This is a genomic window from Haliea sp. (genome assembly GCF_040221975.1).
Lineage (GTDB): Bacteria > Pseudomonadota > Gammaproteobacteria > Pseudomonadales > Halieaceae > Haliea.
The window spans coordinates 508,261-523,955 of sequence record NZ_JAVJWR010000033.1 but is presented as its reverse complement, the minus strand read 5'-3'; the positions used below and the strand labels follow the sequence as shown (position 1 = coordinate 523,955).

At 58.5% G+C, this 15,695-nt stretch carries 10 protein-coding genes; 4 read left to right on the top strand and 6 right to left on the bottom strand.

All coding sequences use genetic code 11. From position 1 onward, the window contains the following. Nucleotides 1-9: 9 nt before the first annotated feature. Nucleotides 10-495, top strand: coding sequence for a MarR family winged helix-turn-helix transcriptional regulator (locus RLO07_RS17400; RefSeq protein ID WP_462293405.1), 486 nt, complete (start codon nt 10-12; stop codon nt 493-495). Between the two features lie 77 nt (nt 496-572). Then, on the top strand, nt 573-2,030 hold the full coding sequence (locus tag RLO07_RS17395) for an NADH:flavin oxidoreductase (RefSeq protein WP_462293404.1): 1,458 nt from the start codon (nt 573-575) through the stop codon (nt 2,028-2,030). 136 nt (nt 2,031-2,166) lie between these two features. Here the strand turns inward: RLO07_RS17395 and paaX are convergent, their stop codons facing one another. After that, nucleotides 2,167-3,039 (bottom strand): phenylacetic acid degradation operon negative regulatory protein PaaX, encoded by an 873-nt coding sequence (gene paaX, locus RLO07_RS17390; protein ID WP_462293403.1) that lies wholly within the window; start codon nt 3,037-3,039, stop codon nt 2,167-2,169. Nucleotides 3,040-3,293: 254 nt separating this feature from the next. Here paaX and paaK point away from each other — a divergent pair, with 254 nt between their 5' ends. Further along, a complete protein-coding gene (gene paaK / locus RLO07_RS17385) occupies nt 3,294-4,592 on the top strand; it encodes a phenylacetate--CoA ligase PaaK (protein WP_462293402.1) in 1,299 nt (432 codons plus the stop codon). 18 nt (nt 4,593-4,610) lie between these two features. Here paaK and RLO07_RS17380 read toward each other — a convergent pair whose 3' ends face one another. The 4 genes from RLO07_RS17380 to RLO07_RS17365 form a co-directional block, all read right to left on the bottom strand. After that, complete coding sequence (locus tag RLO07_RS17380; protein ID WP_462293401.1) at nt 4,611-6,710, bottom strand: 3-hydroxyacyl-CoA dehydrogenase NAD-binding domain-containing protein; 2,100 nt, start codon at nt 6,708-6,710, stop codon at nt 4,611-4,613. An 84-nt stretch (nt 6,711-6,794) separates the two neighbouring features. Beyond that, nucleotides 6,795-9,272, bottom strand: a complete 2,478-nt coding sequence (locus RLO07_RS17375) for a penicillin acylase family protein (protein ID WP_462293400.1) — start codon at nt 9,270-9,272, stop codon at nt 6,795-6,797. Between the two features lie 204 nt (nt 9,273-9,476). Continuing rightward, complete coding sequence (locus RLO07_RS17370; RefSeq protein ID WP_462293399.1) at nt 9,477-11,078, bottom strand: sodium:solute symporter family transporter; 1,602 nt, start codon at nt 11,076-11,078, stop codon at nt 9,477-9,479. A 1-nt stretch (nt 11,079) separates the two neighbouring features. Then, nucleotides 11,080-11,340, bottom strand: a complete 261-nt coding sequence (locus RLO07_RS17365; protein ID WP_462293398.1) for a hypothetical protein — start codon at nt 11,338-11,340, stop codon at nt 11,080-11,082. A 378-nt stretch (nt 11,341-11,718) separates the two neighbouring features. Between RLO07_RS17365 and RLO07_RS17360 the strand changes: the two genes are divergently transcribed. After that, nucleotides 11,719-13,998 carry a TonB-dependent receptor gene (locus RLO07_RS17360; protein WP_462293397.1) on the top strand — a complete coding sequence of 760 codons (2,280 nt, stop codon included), beginning with the start codon at nt 11,719-11,721 and terminating at the stop codon, nt 13,996-13,998. Nucleotides 13,999-14,144: 146 nt separating this feature from the next. Here RLO07_RS17360 and iaaH read toward each other — a convergent pair whose 3' ends face one another. Beyond that, nucleotides 14,145-15,602 (bottom strand): indoleacetamide hydrolase, encoded by a 1,458-nt coding sequence (iaaH, locus tag RLO07_RS17355; protein WP_462293396.1) that lies wholly within the window; start codon nt 15,600-15,602, stop codon nt 14,145-14,147. Nucleotides 15,603-15,695: the final 93 nt, after the last annotated feature.

Below are 15,695 nucleotides of genomic sequence, written 5' to 3'. Positions count from 1 at the left end.
GAGTGTCCGGTGGCCAGTGAAACTTCCACTGCCGAGCGCCTGGATCACGAAACCCGGCTGCATGAGGATGATCATCATTCGATCAAGCTCTGGTTGCGTTTGCTGACCTGTTCCAGCCTCATCGAGTCGCGCCTGCGGGGCGCCTTGCGCGAAGAGTTCGACACCACCTTGCCGCGTTTCGATTTCCTGGCCCAGTTGCAGCGCGTACCGGAGGGCCTGACCATGGGGGAACTGTCGCGCCGGCTCATGGTCTCCGGAGGCAATGTGTCCGGGATAGCCGCGCAACTGGTGAGTGAAGGACTGGTGGATCGCAACCCGCTGCCGGACAACCGCCGCACCTTCATGGTCAAGCTGACACCGAAGGGCCGCAAGGCTTTCAACCGCATGGCGCAGCGCCACGAACAGTGGGTCATCGGCCTGTTGGGGCATCTCGAATCGAAGGAGGTGGAGCAGCTCATGGTGTTGCTGGACCGGGTGAAACGCGGGCTGCAGTAAGCACCAGGTCCGGGTAGCTTGCGTGCAAAACATTTTAGACCTAAAATGTTTTGCAGTCGTGAACAGGAGTCTGGCCCATGTGGAAGCCCCCCGAGAGAATCAAGTATACCGCCGTTGAAGATGACTGGCCGGACCGGGCCGAGGCGGCAGCCAGCCTGCTGTTCTCGCCCCTGCAGGCGGGTCCCCTGAGTCTGGCACAGCGGACCTGGGTGCCGGCCATGGTGCCCTGGCGCTCGAACGAGGCAGGGGAGGTGACCGACGATGTCCTGCAATGGTACGAGCGCTTTGCCCGGGGCAAGCCCGGTGTCATTGTCGTTGAGGCTACCGGCATTCGGGATGTCCCCAGCGGACCCCTGTTGCGCATCGGCGACGATCGCTATATCCCCGGGCTGGCGAAGCTGGCCGAGACCGTGCGCAGGGCCAGCGGTGGCGAGACCCGGCTGCTGATCCAGCTGATCGACTTCCTGAGTATCCGGCGGCGTCCGGAGCCCGGGAAATTTCTCGACCGCTTTCTGCAGATCACGCCGGCACATCGCCGGGCGCTGGACCTGGTGGATGCACCTGAGGCAAGCGTGCGCGAGCGCCTGCATGAGCTCGACCCGGAGGCCCTGCAAGCGGTGCTGAGTGCCAAGGAGTGGGAGGACATGCAGTACGGCTACCGGGAGCGGGTTACCGATACCCAGGTGCCGGCCATCGCGGAATTGCCGCAGACCCTGCCCGGTCTGTTTGCCCGCGCCGCGTCGAGGGCACAGCAGGCGGGATTCGACGGCGTCGAGCTGCACTACGCTCACGCCTACACCATGGCCTCGTTCCTCTCCGCGACCAATACCCGCAATGATGGCTACGGTGGCAGCCGGGAGCAGCGTGTCAGGCTGCCGCTGGAAGTCTATGAGTCCGTGCGCGAGGCAACCGGCCCCGACTTCGCAGTGGGCTGCCGCTTCCTCAGTGACGAGATTGTCAGCGGCGGCAGCGATCTGGCCGATGCCCGCTACTTTGCCCATCAATTTGCCGCAGCGGGCATGGATTTCCTGTCCCTGTCGCGGGGTGGCAAGTTCGATGACGCCAAGCAGCCGAAAGTCGGGTGGGCCGCCTATCCCTACACTGGCAAGAGCGGTTACGAGTGCATGCCGGGGTATATTTCCGACCAGCAGGGGCCCTTCGGCCGCAATATCGGCCCGGTCGAGAGCATTCGCCAGCACCTGCGCGAGTCCGGCCTGGCGACGCCACTGGTGGTGGCGGGGGGAATTTTCGGTTTCAAGGCCGCGGAAGAGATCCTGCAGCGCGGCCAGGCTGACATTATCGGTCTGGCGCGGCAGGCCCTGGCGGATCCGGACTGGTTCGAAAAGGTGCGAACCGGCTGCGGTGCCGAGGTCATCGTCTGCCGCTACAGCAATTACTGCGAGGGCCTGGACCAGAAACACAAGCAGGTCACCTGCGAACTCTGGGACCGCAAGGATCTGGATGAGCCCGGTATCGCTCTCAGTCACGATGGCAAGCGCCGGTTGCTGGCACCCCTGTGGAAACCCACCCCGTGAGCGATTTGTGGGAGCCCGCTGGCCCAGGCCACCTTCTCTGTCCGCTGCACGGCCATTCACCTTGTCTGCGGGCGATCGCGCAGGGACTGCGCTCCTACCCGGCCATTGTAGAAGCTCACTCTGTGAGCGATTTGGCTCAGCCGCGCCTGAGGTTGGGGAAGCGGGCGCTGAAGCTGGCGCCAGCCGCGGGCAAGGGTCCGTTCCCGCCCTCCAGGTTGTCGGTGATGTATACGGTGGAAGCCGCGGCCAGCTCCTGATACAAGCTGCCGGTGAGGGCCAGGGCTTCGGCGCCGGGCCAGCCGGGCGGCAACAGTTCCTCCGGCAGCGGGGTGTCGTGCAGCAGGACCCGGCGAAAGTCGTGAATCAGCAAGGTACGCACGATGAAAGCCGCTTCGGGTTCCAGTTGCCGTTGTCGCGACACCCAGCGTTGCAGGGGCCTGAAGTTGTCCAGGAAAGCACGGTAGGCTGCCGCGGTGGCGTCGAGTTGCCAGCTTTCGTGGACCAGTTGTCGCAGGCGCCTGGCCGAGCCCAGGGTGGAACTGGTGGCGTCGAACAGCAGCACCTTGTCACTGGCGTCGAATTCCTCGAGGGTTTCCCGCAGGGCCTGGCCCGGGCTGCCGGGCTTGGCCAGGGTGCCGGGCGCTATCGCGCGGAAACCCTGCCAGTTAAGGCTGCGGCGAAAATCGTCGCGATCGGATTCGGCAATGGCAAGGGGAATGAGGATTTGCCAGTGTCCCTCCCAGCTGGTGTCCTCGGTCGCGTAAATGCGCCGGGCGGCACGTTCATACTCGGCGTTGCCATGGGCAGTGAAGCGATAATAGCTGCGACGCCCGACCCGCTCGGCCTCCAGCCAGCCCTCCCTGACCAGGCGAAACACGGAAGTCCGCACCAGCCGCTCGTTCACGCCCAGAGGCGCCAGCGCATGCACCAGGCTTCCCAGCCAGAGGGTGTGCCCGTGCTGGGATACGGTATCGCCAAACAGGGTGATGATCAGCGACGTGCTGCGCATCGGTTTGCGAGTCCTGAACGTGTCCAGCAGGCGCCTGACGGCCGGCGGATGTGCCACGGGTCTACCTCTCAGCTTCAATTGCGGAACCGGCCGCCCAGACCCGGCAGCCGGAGGCGGCATGATACAGCGCCTGTCGCGGATAACCCAGCACCGGCACGCGGACAAAAATGATACATAAATATTGATGAGGCAGCCAAATACGTATTATATTTGCGGCCACAATAATCCGCGTGACCTGCCACCACGGAGTCCCCATGAGTCAAAGTCCCTGTCTCGATCCACTGCATCCCATTGAAAAAGCGAGTCTCGACGAGCTGCGCAGCCTGCAGCTGCAGCGCCTGCGCCAGTCGCTCCAGCACGCCTACGAGCACTCCCCGGTGTACCGGGCGAAGTTCGACGAGCACGGTGTTCATCCCGACGACCTGCAGGCACTGGAAGATCTGGCGAAATTTCCTTTTACCAGCAAGAGCGACCTGCGCGACAATTATCCGTTCGGCATGTTCGCCGTACCCATGGACAAGGTGGTGCGCGTTCACGCTTCCAGCGGGACCACCGGCAAGCCGACGGTCGTAGGCTATACCCAGGGCGATATCGATGTGTGGGCGGACGTAGTGGCCCGTTCCATTCGTGCCGCCGGCGGTCGTGCCGCCGACAAGGTTCACGTGTCTTACGGCTATGGCCTGTTCACCGGCGGGCTCGGTGCTCACTACGGCGCCGAGCGGCTCGGCTGCACCGTCATACCGATGTCCGGTGGCCAGACCGAGAAGCAGGTCCAGCTGATTGTCGATTTCGATCCGGACATCATCATGGTCACGCCCAGTTACATGATGAATATCGCCGACGAGATGGATCGGCAGAATGTGGATACCCGCAAGTTGTCACTGCGCGCGGGCATTTTCGGCGCCGAGCCCTGGACTGATGCCATGCGCCGGGAGATGGAGCAGCGGCTCAACCTCGATGCGGTGGATATTTATGGCCTCTCCGAGGTAATGGGTCCCGGCGTCGCCCAGGAGTGCCTGGAAAGCAAGGATGGGCCGACCATCTGGGAGGATCATTTCTACCCCGAAATCATCAACCCCGATACCGGTGAAGTGCTGCCGGACGGCGAGGAGGGGGAACTGGTGTTCACCAGCCTGACCAAGGAAGCCATGCCGGTCATCCGTTATCGCACCCGGGACCTTACGCGCCTGTTGCCCGGTACCGCCCGCACCATGCGTCGCATGGCCAGGATCACCGGGCGCAGCGATGACATGCTGATCATCCGCGGCGTCAACGTGTTCCCGACCCAGATCGAGGAGCAGCTGCTGGCGGTGGAAGGCCTTGCGCCGCACTACTTTATCGAAGTCACCAAGGATGGGCATCTGGACGCGATGGAAGTGCACGTGGAAATGGCCAGCGAATCCTCCGCGAGTGACATGCAGCGCGCGGCCCAGGCCCTGCAGCATCGCATCAAGTCCATGATCGGGATATCCACCGCAGTGAAGCCGCATGCCCCCGGCGTGATTCCCCGCTCCGAGGGCAAGGCCAAGCGCGTATTCGACAAGCGCCGCTGATGCGCGGCGCTCCGGGGCTCAGCCGCGGCTGTTGAGCGAGCCCAGGCTGTCGCCCGCGACCGCCAGTTCCTGCAGCAGCGGCGCCGGCTCCCAACTCTCGTCCCCGGTGAGTTCGCGCAATTCCCGCAGCCGGGCAATCACGGCGTCCAGTCCGAGGCTGTCGGCATGGAACATGGGTCCACCGCGCCAGCTGGGGAAGCCGTAGCCGTTGATATAGACAATATCGACATCGCTGGGCCGCGCCGCGATGCCCTCCTGGAGAATGGCGGCGCCCTCATTGACCAGGGCGAGAATCAGCCGGTCGACAATCTCTTCTTCGCCGATTTCCCGCTGCGGCACTTGCCACTCGGCTGCGATGTCACGCAGCAGCTGTTCGACTTCCGGGTCGGCCTGGCGGGCCCGGGTGTCGGGGTCGTAGCGGTAATAGCCGGCGCCGGACTTTTGCCCCAGGCGGTCCATCTCCACCAGGGTGTCCGCCAGTGCGGACTCCAGCACCGAGCGCGACTCGATGCCCTGGTCGCGGCGCGAGCGGTAGCCGATGTCGAGTCCGGCAAGGTCGCCAACCGCCAGCGGGCCCATGGCCATGCCCCAGTTTTCCATGGCCTGATCAATCTGTGTCGGCGTCGCACCTTCCAGCAGCAGCAGCTGCGCCTGCCGCGCATAGGCCCGCAGCATGCGGTTGCCGACAAAGCCATGGCAGACCCCCACCGCGACCGGTATCTTGCCGATGGTGCGAGCCAGCTTCATGAACGTCTGCACCACATCGGGCGCGGTTTTTTCCGCGCGCACGACCTCCAGCAGTTTCATGACATTGGCGGGACTGAAAAAGTGCGCGCCGATAACGTCCGCGGGGCGGCTGGTGGCGGCGGCAATGGCGTTGACGTCGAGATAGGAGGTGTTGGTTGCGAGGATGCAGCCCGGCTTGCAGGCCGCGTCAAGCTTGCCGAATACCTCCTGCTTTACCGCCATGTTTTCGAAGACCGCCTCGATCACCAGGTCCACATCCGCGAGGTCGTCGTAATCCAGCGTACCCTGTATGTTGTCCAGCCAGCCCGCCACCGCCTCGGCCGTGAAGCGACCGCGCTTCACTGAATTGGCGTAGTTCTGGCGAATTTTTTCCAGCCCCTTGTCCAGGTACTCCCGGGTTGTTTCCACCAGGGTGACGGGAATGCCCGCGCTGGCAAAACACATGGCGATCCCGCCGCCCATGGTGCCGGCACCGATCACCGCCACGCGCCGGGTCGGGCGCAGGGGGGTGTCCGCCGGGATGTCGGGCAGCTTGCCGGTCGCGCGCTCGGCAAAGAATACGTGGCGCAGGGCCGCGGACTGTGGCGAGGCCTTGCAGGCCAGGAAGCATTCCCGCTCGCGCTTGAGACCGTCTTCCAGGCTGGCGCTCAGCGACAGTTTCACCAGTTCGGCGATATAGCCCGGCGCCGGCTGGCCGCGGTGTTTGCGCGCGGTTTTTTGTAAATGGCGGTCCAGAAAATCGGCCTGGGCAGGTGTGGGGACAGGGCGCTCGCCCGTGGGCCGCACCGGCGCTGATTCCGCCAGCAGGGTTTGTGCCCAGCGGATTGCCGCGGGCTCCAGTTCGCCGTCCAGAATCTGGTCAACCAGGCCCGACTCCAGGGCCTTTTTGGCGCTGATCGGCGCGCCGCCGCTGATCATCTCCAGCGCCAGCTCGGGGCCGACCAGCCGCGGCAGGCGCTGGGTGCCGCCGGCACCGGGCAGGAGACCCAGCTTGACTTCCGGCAGCCCCAGCCGGGTGCCGGGGAGGGCTGCGCGGTAGTGGCAGGCCATCGCCAGCTCTAGGCCGCCACCCAGGGCGGTGCCGTGCAGAGCCACTGCCACCGGTTTGGAGAAATTTTCCAGGGCGATGATGACATCGGGCAGGCTGGGCGCTTGGGGCGGCTTGCCGAACTCGGTAATGTCGGCGCCCGCGATAAAGGTCCTGCCTGCGCAGAGAATCAGCAGCAGTTGACTGTCGTCGGTGCGGGCCTGCTCCAGTGATTGCATGATGCCCGCGCGCACCTTGTGTGACAATGCATTCACCGGCGGGTTATCGATGCGGATGATGCCCAGGCTGCGACTAAGCTCGTACTTTACTGCGGTATCGTTCATGTGTTCTCCCACGAATTCAATGTACTGTTGCAACAGATGGGTTGATCCTAAACTCCAGCTTTTCGCACTTCGAATGACTGGGGGCTACTTCAGTTGCAGTTGGATGCGGGACCGGGCCGCCTGTTCGATATCACTGCGGTTCAACCAGGTGCGTTTCTTGTCGAGCTTCCCAAAAAGCTCCAGCTGATCGTCATAATGTGGAGAGCGGGTTCCATCCGCTGCAATGAAGCCGGATTGGCCGGGGCCCGCCACCTCGTAACCGATGACTCCATCCGCTGAGAAAACGGTCATGTTGTTTTCCGTGCCACGATTCATCGCAAGATGATTGAGCATTGTTTCATCCTCGCCTGCCTGAGGTATCTGGAGGAAGTTCTTGTAGGAATAAATGGTATGGGAAACTGGGTGATGCCAGCTTGCCATATCGGTACCTTGATCTTCGCTCAGCTGTGCAAGTGTACGCGCCATTGCCTCACGCATCAGATCATCCGGATCACGTCCCTGCAAAAGGTCAAAGTCAAGAACTTCTCCCTTGTCATGCTTTGCCAGCATCCGATGGATTACTTTCCCGGCCACCGAGAGATTATGGCTGGACGACCCTTCTCCGGGTTGTGGATGACCGGTACTGATGAACCAGGATACAAATTCTTCAGGGAGGTAGTCCTTCAGTATCAACTCGATCAACTGATATTGCCAGTGACGGAAAATGGCTGTCGCAGGGTGATCATAATACCCATTCCTGTCGTCATCGAGATCCAGATAATTCCAGCTGGCCAGAATGTCTCGAGCTTGTCTCATGGGCGATTGTTCGGTGGTCTCGAGCGCCCGAATCAGGCGTGGCACATAGAAACGTGCATTGGGATCTTCGAAGGATACCTCCATCATCAGATCCCACGCCTCTTCCGCTGTCATTTTTTCTCGAGCTTCCAGGCGCGAAGATAGGGAAGAGATCCGGTCAGCCTCGTGCCAGGCATACCACCACATATCCGGATTGGGAACCCCTTCGGCCGGGCGCTGGTTCCAGTTGGCGATGTAGCCTGTAGATGGGTTGAAAATCTGTGGATTGGTGTCAAAAGGCATGAATCCCTGCCAGTCATACTCACCTGTTCCCGGTACAGGAGTGCGCCCATCATGACCGGCTGCCCGTTGCGGATAGCGGCCACCCATCACGTAGCCGATATTTCCTTTAGCGTCGGCATAGTACCAGTTCACGTTGATGGCGGATGGTTGTACACGATCCAGCCATTGCTGGTGGTTGCGGGCTTTGCCAAGCTTGTTCCAGGCCATCAGGGTATTGATTTCCTCGCCCTCCCAGCCACGGGTCTTGGCATAGGCAACATGTTCTTCAGGACGGTAGTCCACAATGGCGCCATAGTGTGAACGATAGATCACAAGATCGTGGCTATCTGCTCCTTTGACATGGATGGTTTCCAGCTTGCGCTGCAAGGGGTGGTATCTCCCCTGATGCAGGTACTCGGCTGGATTGTCCGGATTGAGCTGCAGCTGGAAAATGTCAACATTGTCGGTCGCGGCCCAGGTGCTTCCCCAGGTGATATGTTCATTGTAACCAAACTGAACCATCGGGTAACCGAACGGGCTGTTTCCCACGGCATTGAATCCCGCGCCGTGCAGACCAACCGAGTAGGTATAGGCGGGTTGGTAGAAGCCGAACTGAGGCCCGTTGACCAGGATTGCTTGCGCATCGCGACTCTTCGCGGCACCCAGCAAGAACACGTTGCTGAACGGGTGCTCCTGTACATTCGGCAGCTGTAATGTACCTTCCAGTCCCGCCAACAGCTTCGCTGAGCTTTTGCTGATGGGGCTCTTGTCAGTGCTCAGTTTGGAAAAGGCGTCACTGCGCAGGCGTGTATCCCACGCACCTTTGGGTATGGTGGTAGGAGCATCGGCATCATAGAAGTTGACCAAGGTGTTAAACAGGGACAGCCCAGCTTCCTTGCCATGTCGCTCTGTGAGTTGCTCGAGTAGCTGCTGGTTTTGCAGTTCAGTGTTGTAATCGCCGAAGCGATTGATCATGGAGCCGATAAATACCATGGCAACATCGAACGAGCTCCAGGGCTGGGGAGTGATTTGATAATCAATAAACTGCTTTGGCATCCGCTGGCCTGGATCGTTCTTTATGCACTGTAGCCAGTGATTGATACCGTCGGCATAGCCCTTGAGAATATCCAGATCCTCCTGCGGCAGTCTAGCCATTTGCATCCGAATGTTGTCGGGGGAATAGTGCTGACGGATACCTATATCAAAGTCCAGGTAGGCTTCGCCCAACACCTCCGCGACCCGTCCCTGAGTGCTGCGCCGGGTCATCTCCAGTTGGAATAGACGGTCCTGAGCGATGGCATATCCATAGCCGAAAAACAGTGAATAGGTTGTATCGGCAAAAATATGGGGAACTCCATAGGTGTCGCGAATAATCTCGACTATTTGACCGGAATCCGCATGTGCCGAATTCATGCTGGCGATCTGACCTGTCAGCAAGGCGCCAATCAATGGCAGCGATACTGTCAATACAGCTTTTCCGGGATTGAAGCGGTATTTTTTCAGCATGGCATTCCTCTCGTTTCGGGGTTCTGGCCAGGTTGAGTGAGTGACGAGGCATCAGCAACCGCATTGAACCGATAAAGTTGTGCGCACGAGGCTTCAGGGGCAAATAAAGACTACCTTCATGACCTGGAAAGCACCATAAAGCGATTCAAGCGAGATGCATCAAACATGCCTCCGCCTGAGCGGTGTGGTAGTCAGGTGTCGCCATCAGTGTGGTGCGACCTGCACAGGCTGGTCTCGTTCACCAAACTCTGAACGCACCAGTAGATCGTGGAACTTCTGTCGATCTATTTTCCCTCTTTCAGAGGCATCCAGGTAAGACACCACGGCCATGGTGACGACCGCAAGTGGCAGGGTGAACAATGCCGGATAATCGTATGGAAACAATGCTTCTTTGAAGCCCAGTACTGATACCCATACCTGGGGACCCACCACAATCAGCGATACTGAAGAAAATAAGCCGACCAACGCACCTGCAATTGCCCCCCGGGTTGTAAGTTGAGACCAGTAGAGCGACAGAAACAGGATCGGAAAATTCACCGAAGCGGCAACTACCATGGGCATGGTGGCGATGAACGCGACATTTTCATTTTGGAAAAGAATGCCCAGAACAATTGCTATGACGCCGATCACAATCGTAGTAAACCGGGTTAGCATCAGCTCTCTGCGCGGTTCAGGCGCGCCTTTGCAGATCACCTGTGCATAGAGATCATGGGAAATGGCCGCGGCCCCCGAGACTGTCAGGCCAGCTACCACGGCGAGAATTGTGGCAAATGTCACAGCCGACATGAAGCCGGTTAACAACTTGCCACCCACCGCAGTGGAAAGGTGAATCGCTGCCATATTACTGCCGCCGATCAAGCCACCTTCTTCGGTGAAAAATTCCGGGTCCCCATACAGATAAGCGACTGCGCCAAAACCTATGATCACCAGCGCCAGATAAAAGTAGCCCATGAACAACGATGCGTAAAATGCCGACTTTTTCGCCTCATGCATGTCTGGCACAGTAAACAGGCGCATCAGAATATGAGGTAAGCCAAGGGTGCCAAACAGCATGGAGACGAGAATCGTCGTGACCTGTACTGGGTCGTCGAACAATACCCCCGGCGCCAGAATTCCTTCGCCCCGGGGATGGTTGCTCACCGCCGTCGCCAGCAGCGTTTCAAAACTGAAACCGCTCATGGCCATGACTAGAACCGCAGTTATGGTTACACCTGTCATTAGTAGTATAGCTTTGATAATCTGTACCCATGTGGTAGCCAACATGCCGCCAAAAGTGACATATGCCAACACCAAGCCACTGATCACGACAACCGCGACTTCGTACGGCAGGCCAAAAAGCAGCTCAATCAGCTTTCCTGCGCCCACCATTTGGGCGATCAGATAAAGAACAACCACGACGATGGTTGCGCTGGCAGCAACCACGCGGATTCTGGTCCGATCAAGACGCTGTGACACGACATCGACAAACGTGAAGCTACCAAGGTTCCGCACACGGCGTGCCAGTAGAAACAGCAGCAGCGGCCAGGCGGCAAAAGCACCCAGGGCCAGAACCAGGCCATCAAAGCCACCCAGGAACACCAGTCCGGTAATACCCAGGAACGAGGCAGCCGACATGAAGTCGCCGGCGATGGCGGTTCCATTCTGTAGCCCCGTCAACTGGCCACCTGCCGTATAGAAGTCGGAACTACTCTTGGTGCGACGGGATGCCCAGTAACTAACCAGCAAGGTAGCCCCGACAAATACCAGGAACATGCTGATGGCCAGGGGGTCCAGCGGTTGCAGGGCAATGCTTCCAGAAGGAATCATTCTAAAGGTTCTCGCCAGAGCGGGTGGTCGCCCGGTTCAGCAACAGGAAAAGAAGTTCCAGCAGGATAAACAACACGATAAGGCAGCAGAACATCAGTAGAGACCCGGTGATATGTGATCCCCCCAAGCGCTGGGCCAACATGCTGCCAAAACCAGTCCAGTTCAAAATGAACGCGAAATAGAGCAAAAGTGTTACGAAAGTGAATAGCATCCGGCGCCGTGTACGGGCCTTGATTACTGCCAGTTTCTGATCGTGATTCATCGAACATCCCTTGATTATTATCATCTGGCTGTAATCTTTGAGCTTATAACTATATCAATTCAGCCCGAGCGCCTGTCAATAACTTTAAACCTGAAATGTCTGCGCAGTGCTGTTGCCGACATTGCAGCGACGAATGCCGTTTGTGAATGGGTGTGTCGGCGTGTCGCCCCTGAGCAAGGTGGCGAGCGTCAAATATACCCAAGTCCCATTTTATATCTACCCCCTCTGCACTAAACATTACTTATTATTTCCAGAGGTATTGATTTCTGTATCATATTAAGCCTTAATTATTGTGTGGGAATTGTGGTTGTCGAGTACAGTTGCTCATCCCAACGGGAAATCGACCTGTCATTTTAATAATTTAAAGGAAAAGGTGTCATGCAGAAATCGATCCTCTCCAGGGCCATATGCGGCCTTGCACTGTCTGGTATTGCCGGTAGCATCACTACGGCCACTGCCGGCGTACTTGAAGAAGTCACGGTTACCGCCCAGCACCGGGAACAGGATATCCAGGACGTCCCTATCTCGATAACAGCCATGGGGTCAGAGCAACTGAAAAAGGCCGACATCTTTGATGCCAATGGCATCGCCAAGAATGTACCGGGCATGGCTTACGCCGAGTTTTCTCCGGGCCAGGCCATCATCTCGGTACGTGGCATCAGTTCAGTGGACGATGGTGCGGGCCTTGACAATTCAACCGCTATCTTCCTAGACGGTGTCTATATCGGGCGACTCGCCGCCGTGAACTTCGACATGTTCGATATGGAACGCATCGAGGTGCTGAGGGGTCCACAGGGAACGCTGTTTGGCCGCAACTCCATCGGTGGTGCAATCAATGTCGTTTCCAGCAAGCCCACAGATGAACTGAGTGCCAAATTGGGAGTTACTGTGGGTAACGAAGGAATCCAACGCTACCAGGGCTACCTCAGCGGCGGATTGACGGATAGTCTCGCCGGTAAAATCGTCTTGAACCACAGGCAGCACGATGGTTTTGGAAGAAACGTGTTGCTTGGTAACGAAACTCAGGATCAGGATCAGACCTCTGTTCGCGCTCAATTGCTGTTATCGCTGGCGTCGTCGGAATGGCTGCTTTCAGCAGATGCCATGCAGGACGAACGGAAGGATATGGGGCGCACCCCAATTGCCAATGGCAATTTCGATTATCTCAGCGTGTTGGACCAGCTGGGCGGGGGCGTTCACAAGTCGGCGGCACCGATAGAGGGCTTCTCGGACAGGGAAGCAAGCGGAATCAGCCTGCAGGGTGACATCGGAATCGGAAACGGCACCCTCACCACGATTACGGCTTTTCGCACCGCGGAAGCGGACTGGGAGATGCCTTCGATCGGGGCGCCTGCGGGAGGTGGTTTTGATTTTGGTGACCCAGACGATCCTTTCGATGACGTCTTTGGAGTTGATGTCAATGATGACATCGTTGAGGACATAGAAACGTTTTCCCAGGAGTTGCGCTGGACCTCAAGTCTCTCCGATACTTTCGACTACACGATAGGCGGTTACTTCTTCCTTGAAGATACCGATCGGGTGGAGGAGTTCAAGCTGGACCGCAACAGTGTTGCCACAGGCCAGACGACGGTCGGGAACGAATACACCCGGACGGAAAATGAAACCACGAGTTATGCTGTTTACGGGCAGGCAAACTGGCGCTTTGCCGAGCGCTGGAACCTGACTTTTGGCGGCCGCTATACGCTTGATGACAAGGATTATGCGGCGACTGCGGTCAACTGCGACCTGGTAGCCGATGGCAGTACAGAGGGCACGCCATTCGAGGGCTTCCCCGCATGTCAGGGAGTGGCTGGCAGCCTGAACATTATTGCGGAGGCATTTCGGGTAGAAACCGATAACGACTGGAGCGATTTTTCACCGATGCTGTCGCTGCAGTACTTCCCCAATGATGATCTCATGGCATTTGCCACCATCTCCAAGGGCTTTAAAAGTGGAGGTTTCGCCGGCTCTCAGGGCATAGAGGCCGACGCCACTCAGCCGGTAGAGCCGGAAGAGGCGCTCAACTATGAGCTCGGTTTCAAAGGCGAGTTTCTCGACCGGTCATTGCGCCTGAATGCCACCGGTTTCTACACCGATTACGAAGATTTGCAGATCGTCCGCTTTGGTCCTTCTTCAGTCAACCCGGATTTCGGCACCTTCCAGACAACCAACATTGGCACTGCAGAAATTCTTGGCCTGGAGTTGGAGTGGACCTGGTTTGTGACGGAAAAACTGCGCTTTTCCGGAAACTACGCTTACCTGGATACCGAAGTCAAAGATCTCGTATTGACACTGACCAGCGGCCCCTTCGATGCCTCCGGCTCCGAACTGCGCCAGGCACCCGAAACATCTTACAACCTCGTTGCAGAATACGTTCAACCTGTGCAATCGGGTGAGCTGGAGTTTCGACTGGCATTTTCCCACACGGACGAACAGATCAATGACTATATCGACCAGCGAACCCGCATTGATCAGCAGGATCTGCTCGACGCTCGAATTGCCTGGATTTCCAACGATGCTGAGTGGGAGGTGGCCCTGTGGGGTCAGAACCTGACCGATGAGGAATATGTTTCTCACTCTTATGTTATCGGGCCTGGAGTGATCGGTGTCTGGGGAGCTCCGCGTACCTATGGCGTCAGCGTCAACTGGAATCTCTGACAGGCTTTCCCTGAGCAACCCGCCAGCGACAGCCGTTTAGCAGTCGTTGGTGGGGTTTATTCCCGCTGGAACAGGCGAGAAGGGATCCCCATGCAGTTTGGTCACGCAATGATCCAGGTGTGCGTGCACCCGCATCCCCCCGGCAACTACATGTTGGCCAGAAACCGTTCCAGAGCCAGCCCGATAGCCAGCAGGCGTTCATCGCTGCGCTCGGGGCCATCGAGTTCGATGCCCAGCGGCAGTCCCTGTTCAGAGGTTCCCGCCGGAAGCGTCAACCCGGGAATGCCCGCATTACTGGCGGGGTCGGTATTGCGAATATAGGTGGGGAAGGTGGGAACCTGTGTCCCGTTCAAGGTCACTGATTCCATGCTTCCGGCTATCGGCCTCGCAGGCAAGGGGACGGTGGGAAACAGTATGGCATCTACTCCCGTTTGCAGAAAGTAGTCACGATATACCTGTTGCAGAGCGGGTCGATAAATGTCCCGGGCGGCACGATAGGTGGCTTCCGAAATCGTCCCGGACACCACCATATCCATGACGGCCTGTACGTCGGGACTGCGGATTTCCGCCACCAGTTCAGAGAGCGACAGCTCTGGCAGATTTTCGGCCAGATAGTCCACCAATAGCTTCTTGGTCTCGTGGATAACCAGCGGGAAACCGATTTTTTCATTGAGGTCGGCCAGCATTGGCAGTGGTTCTTCAACAAGCGTGACACCGGCATCGGCAAGTGCCTGCAGGATCCGGGCCATACGCCGCGCAACAGCAGGGTCGAGATCGGTGTAGAAGTAGTCGCGCGGCACACCGATGCGCAAGGTGTCAATGGTTACGGGTGACCGGGTGTAGGATTTTTCTGCCAATACCTGATCGAGGACGATGATATCCTCCACTGATTTCGCCATGGGTCCGACTGTATCCCGTGTCCGGGAAATCATGACGAGCCCGGCATTGGGGTAGCGTCCCGTTGTCGGCCTGAACCCGACAATACCATTGAGAGCCGCGGGAATACGGCTGGAGCCCCCGGTATCGGTACCTAGCCCGGCCGCAGCAAGATCAAGGGCTACGGCCACGGCGGTTCCACCGCTGGAACCGCCTGCAAAATATTTCGGGTCGACAGCATTGCCGACCGCACCATAGGCCCGATTGTCGCTGGTTATTCCATAGGCCAGCTCATGCATGTTCGTCTTGCCGAGAATAATCGCGCCCGCGGCACGTAGTCGCGCTACCACATCGGCGTCCTGTTCCGGCACAAATGCCCGCAACGCCTCCGTCCCGGCGGTATTCGGCATGCCTGCGACATGAATATTGTCTTTTACCACCAGAGGGATGCCATGCAATGGTCCGCGCAATCGACCCTGTGTACGCTCCCGGTCCCTTTCTCTGGCCTCTTGCAAGACTGCCTGCTGAGGCAGATTGATGAAAATATTATGCTCCCGGTAGCGCTCATGCAGGGTGAAGCTGCGCATCACCAGCTCTTCACTGGACAGGGTTCCGGCTCGTAATGCTCCAAGTTGCCTGGCGATATCCCCCCCATAAGCCGGGAGGGTGTGACTCGTCATCGCCAAGGGCAAAATGAGGGATGCCAAAAACTGAAGTGGTCTACGCATGGGGAAAGCTCCACCGGAGTAATTATTGTTTGCCATGGGCCGTGGGTGCGGATGCCTTTGGCGCCACATTATGGCAAACAAGGCTGGGTTGTG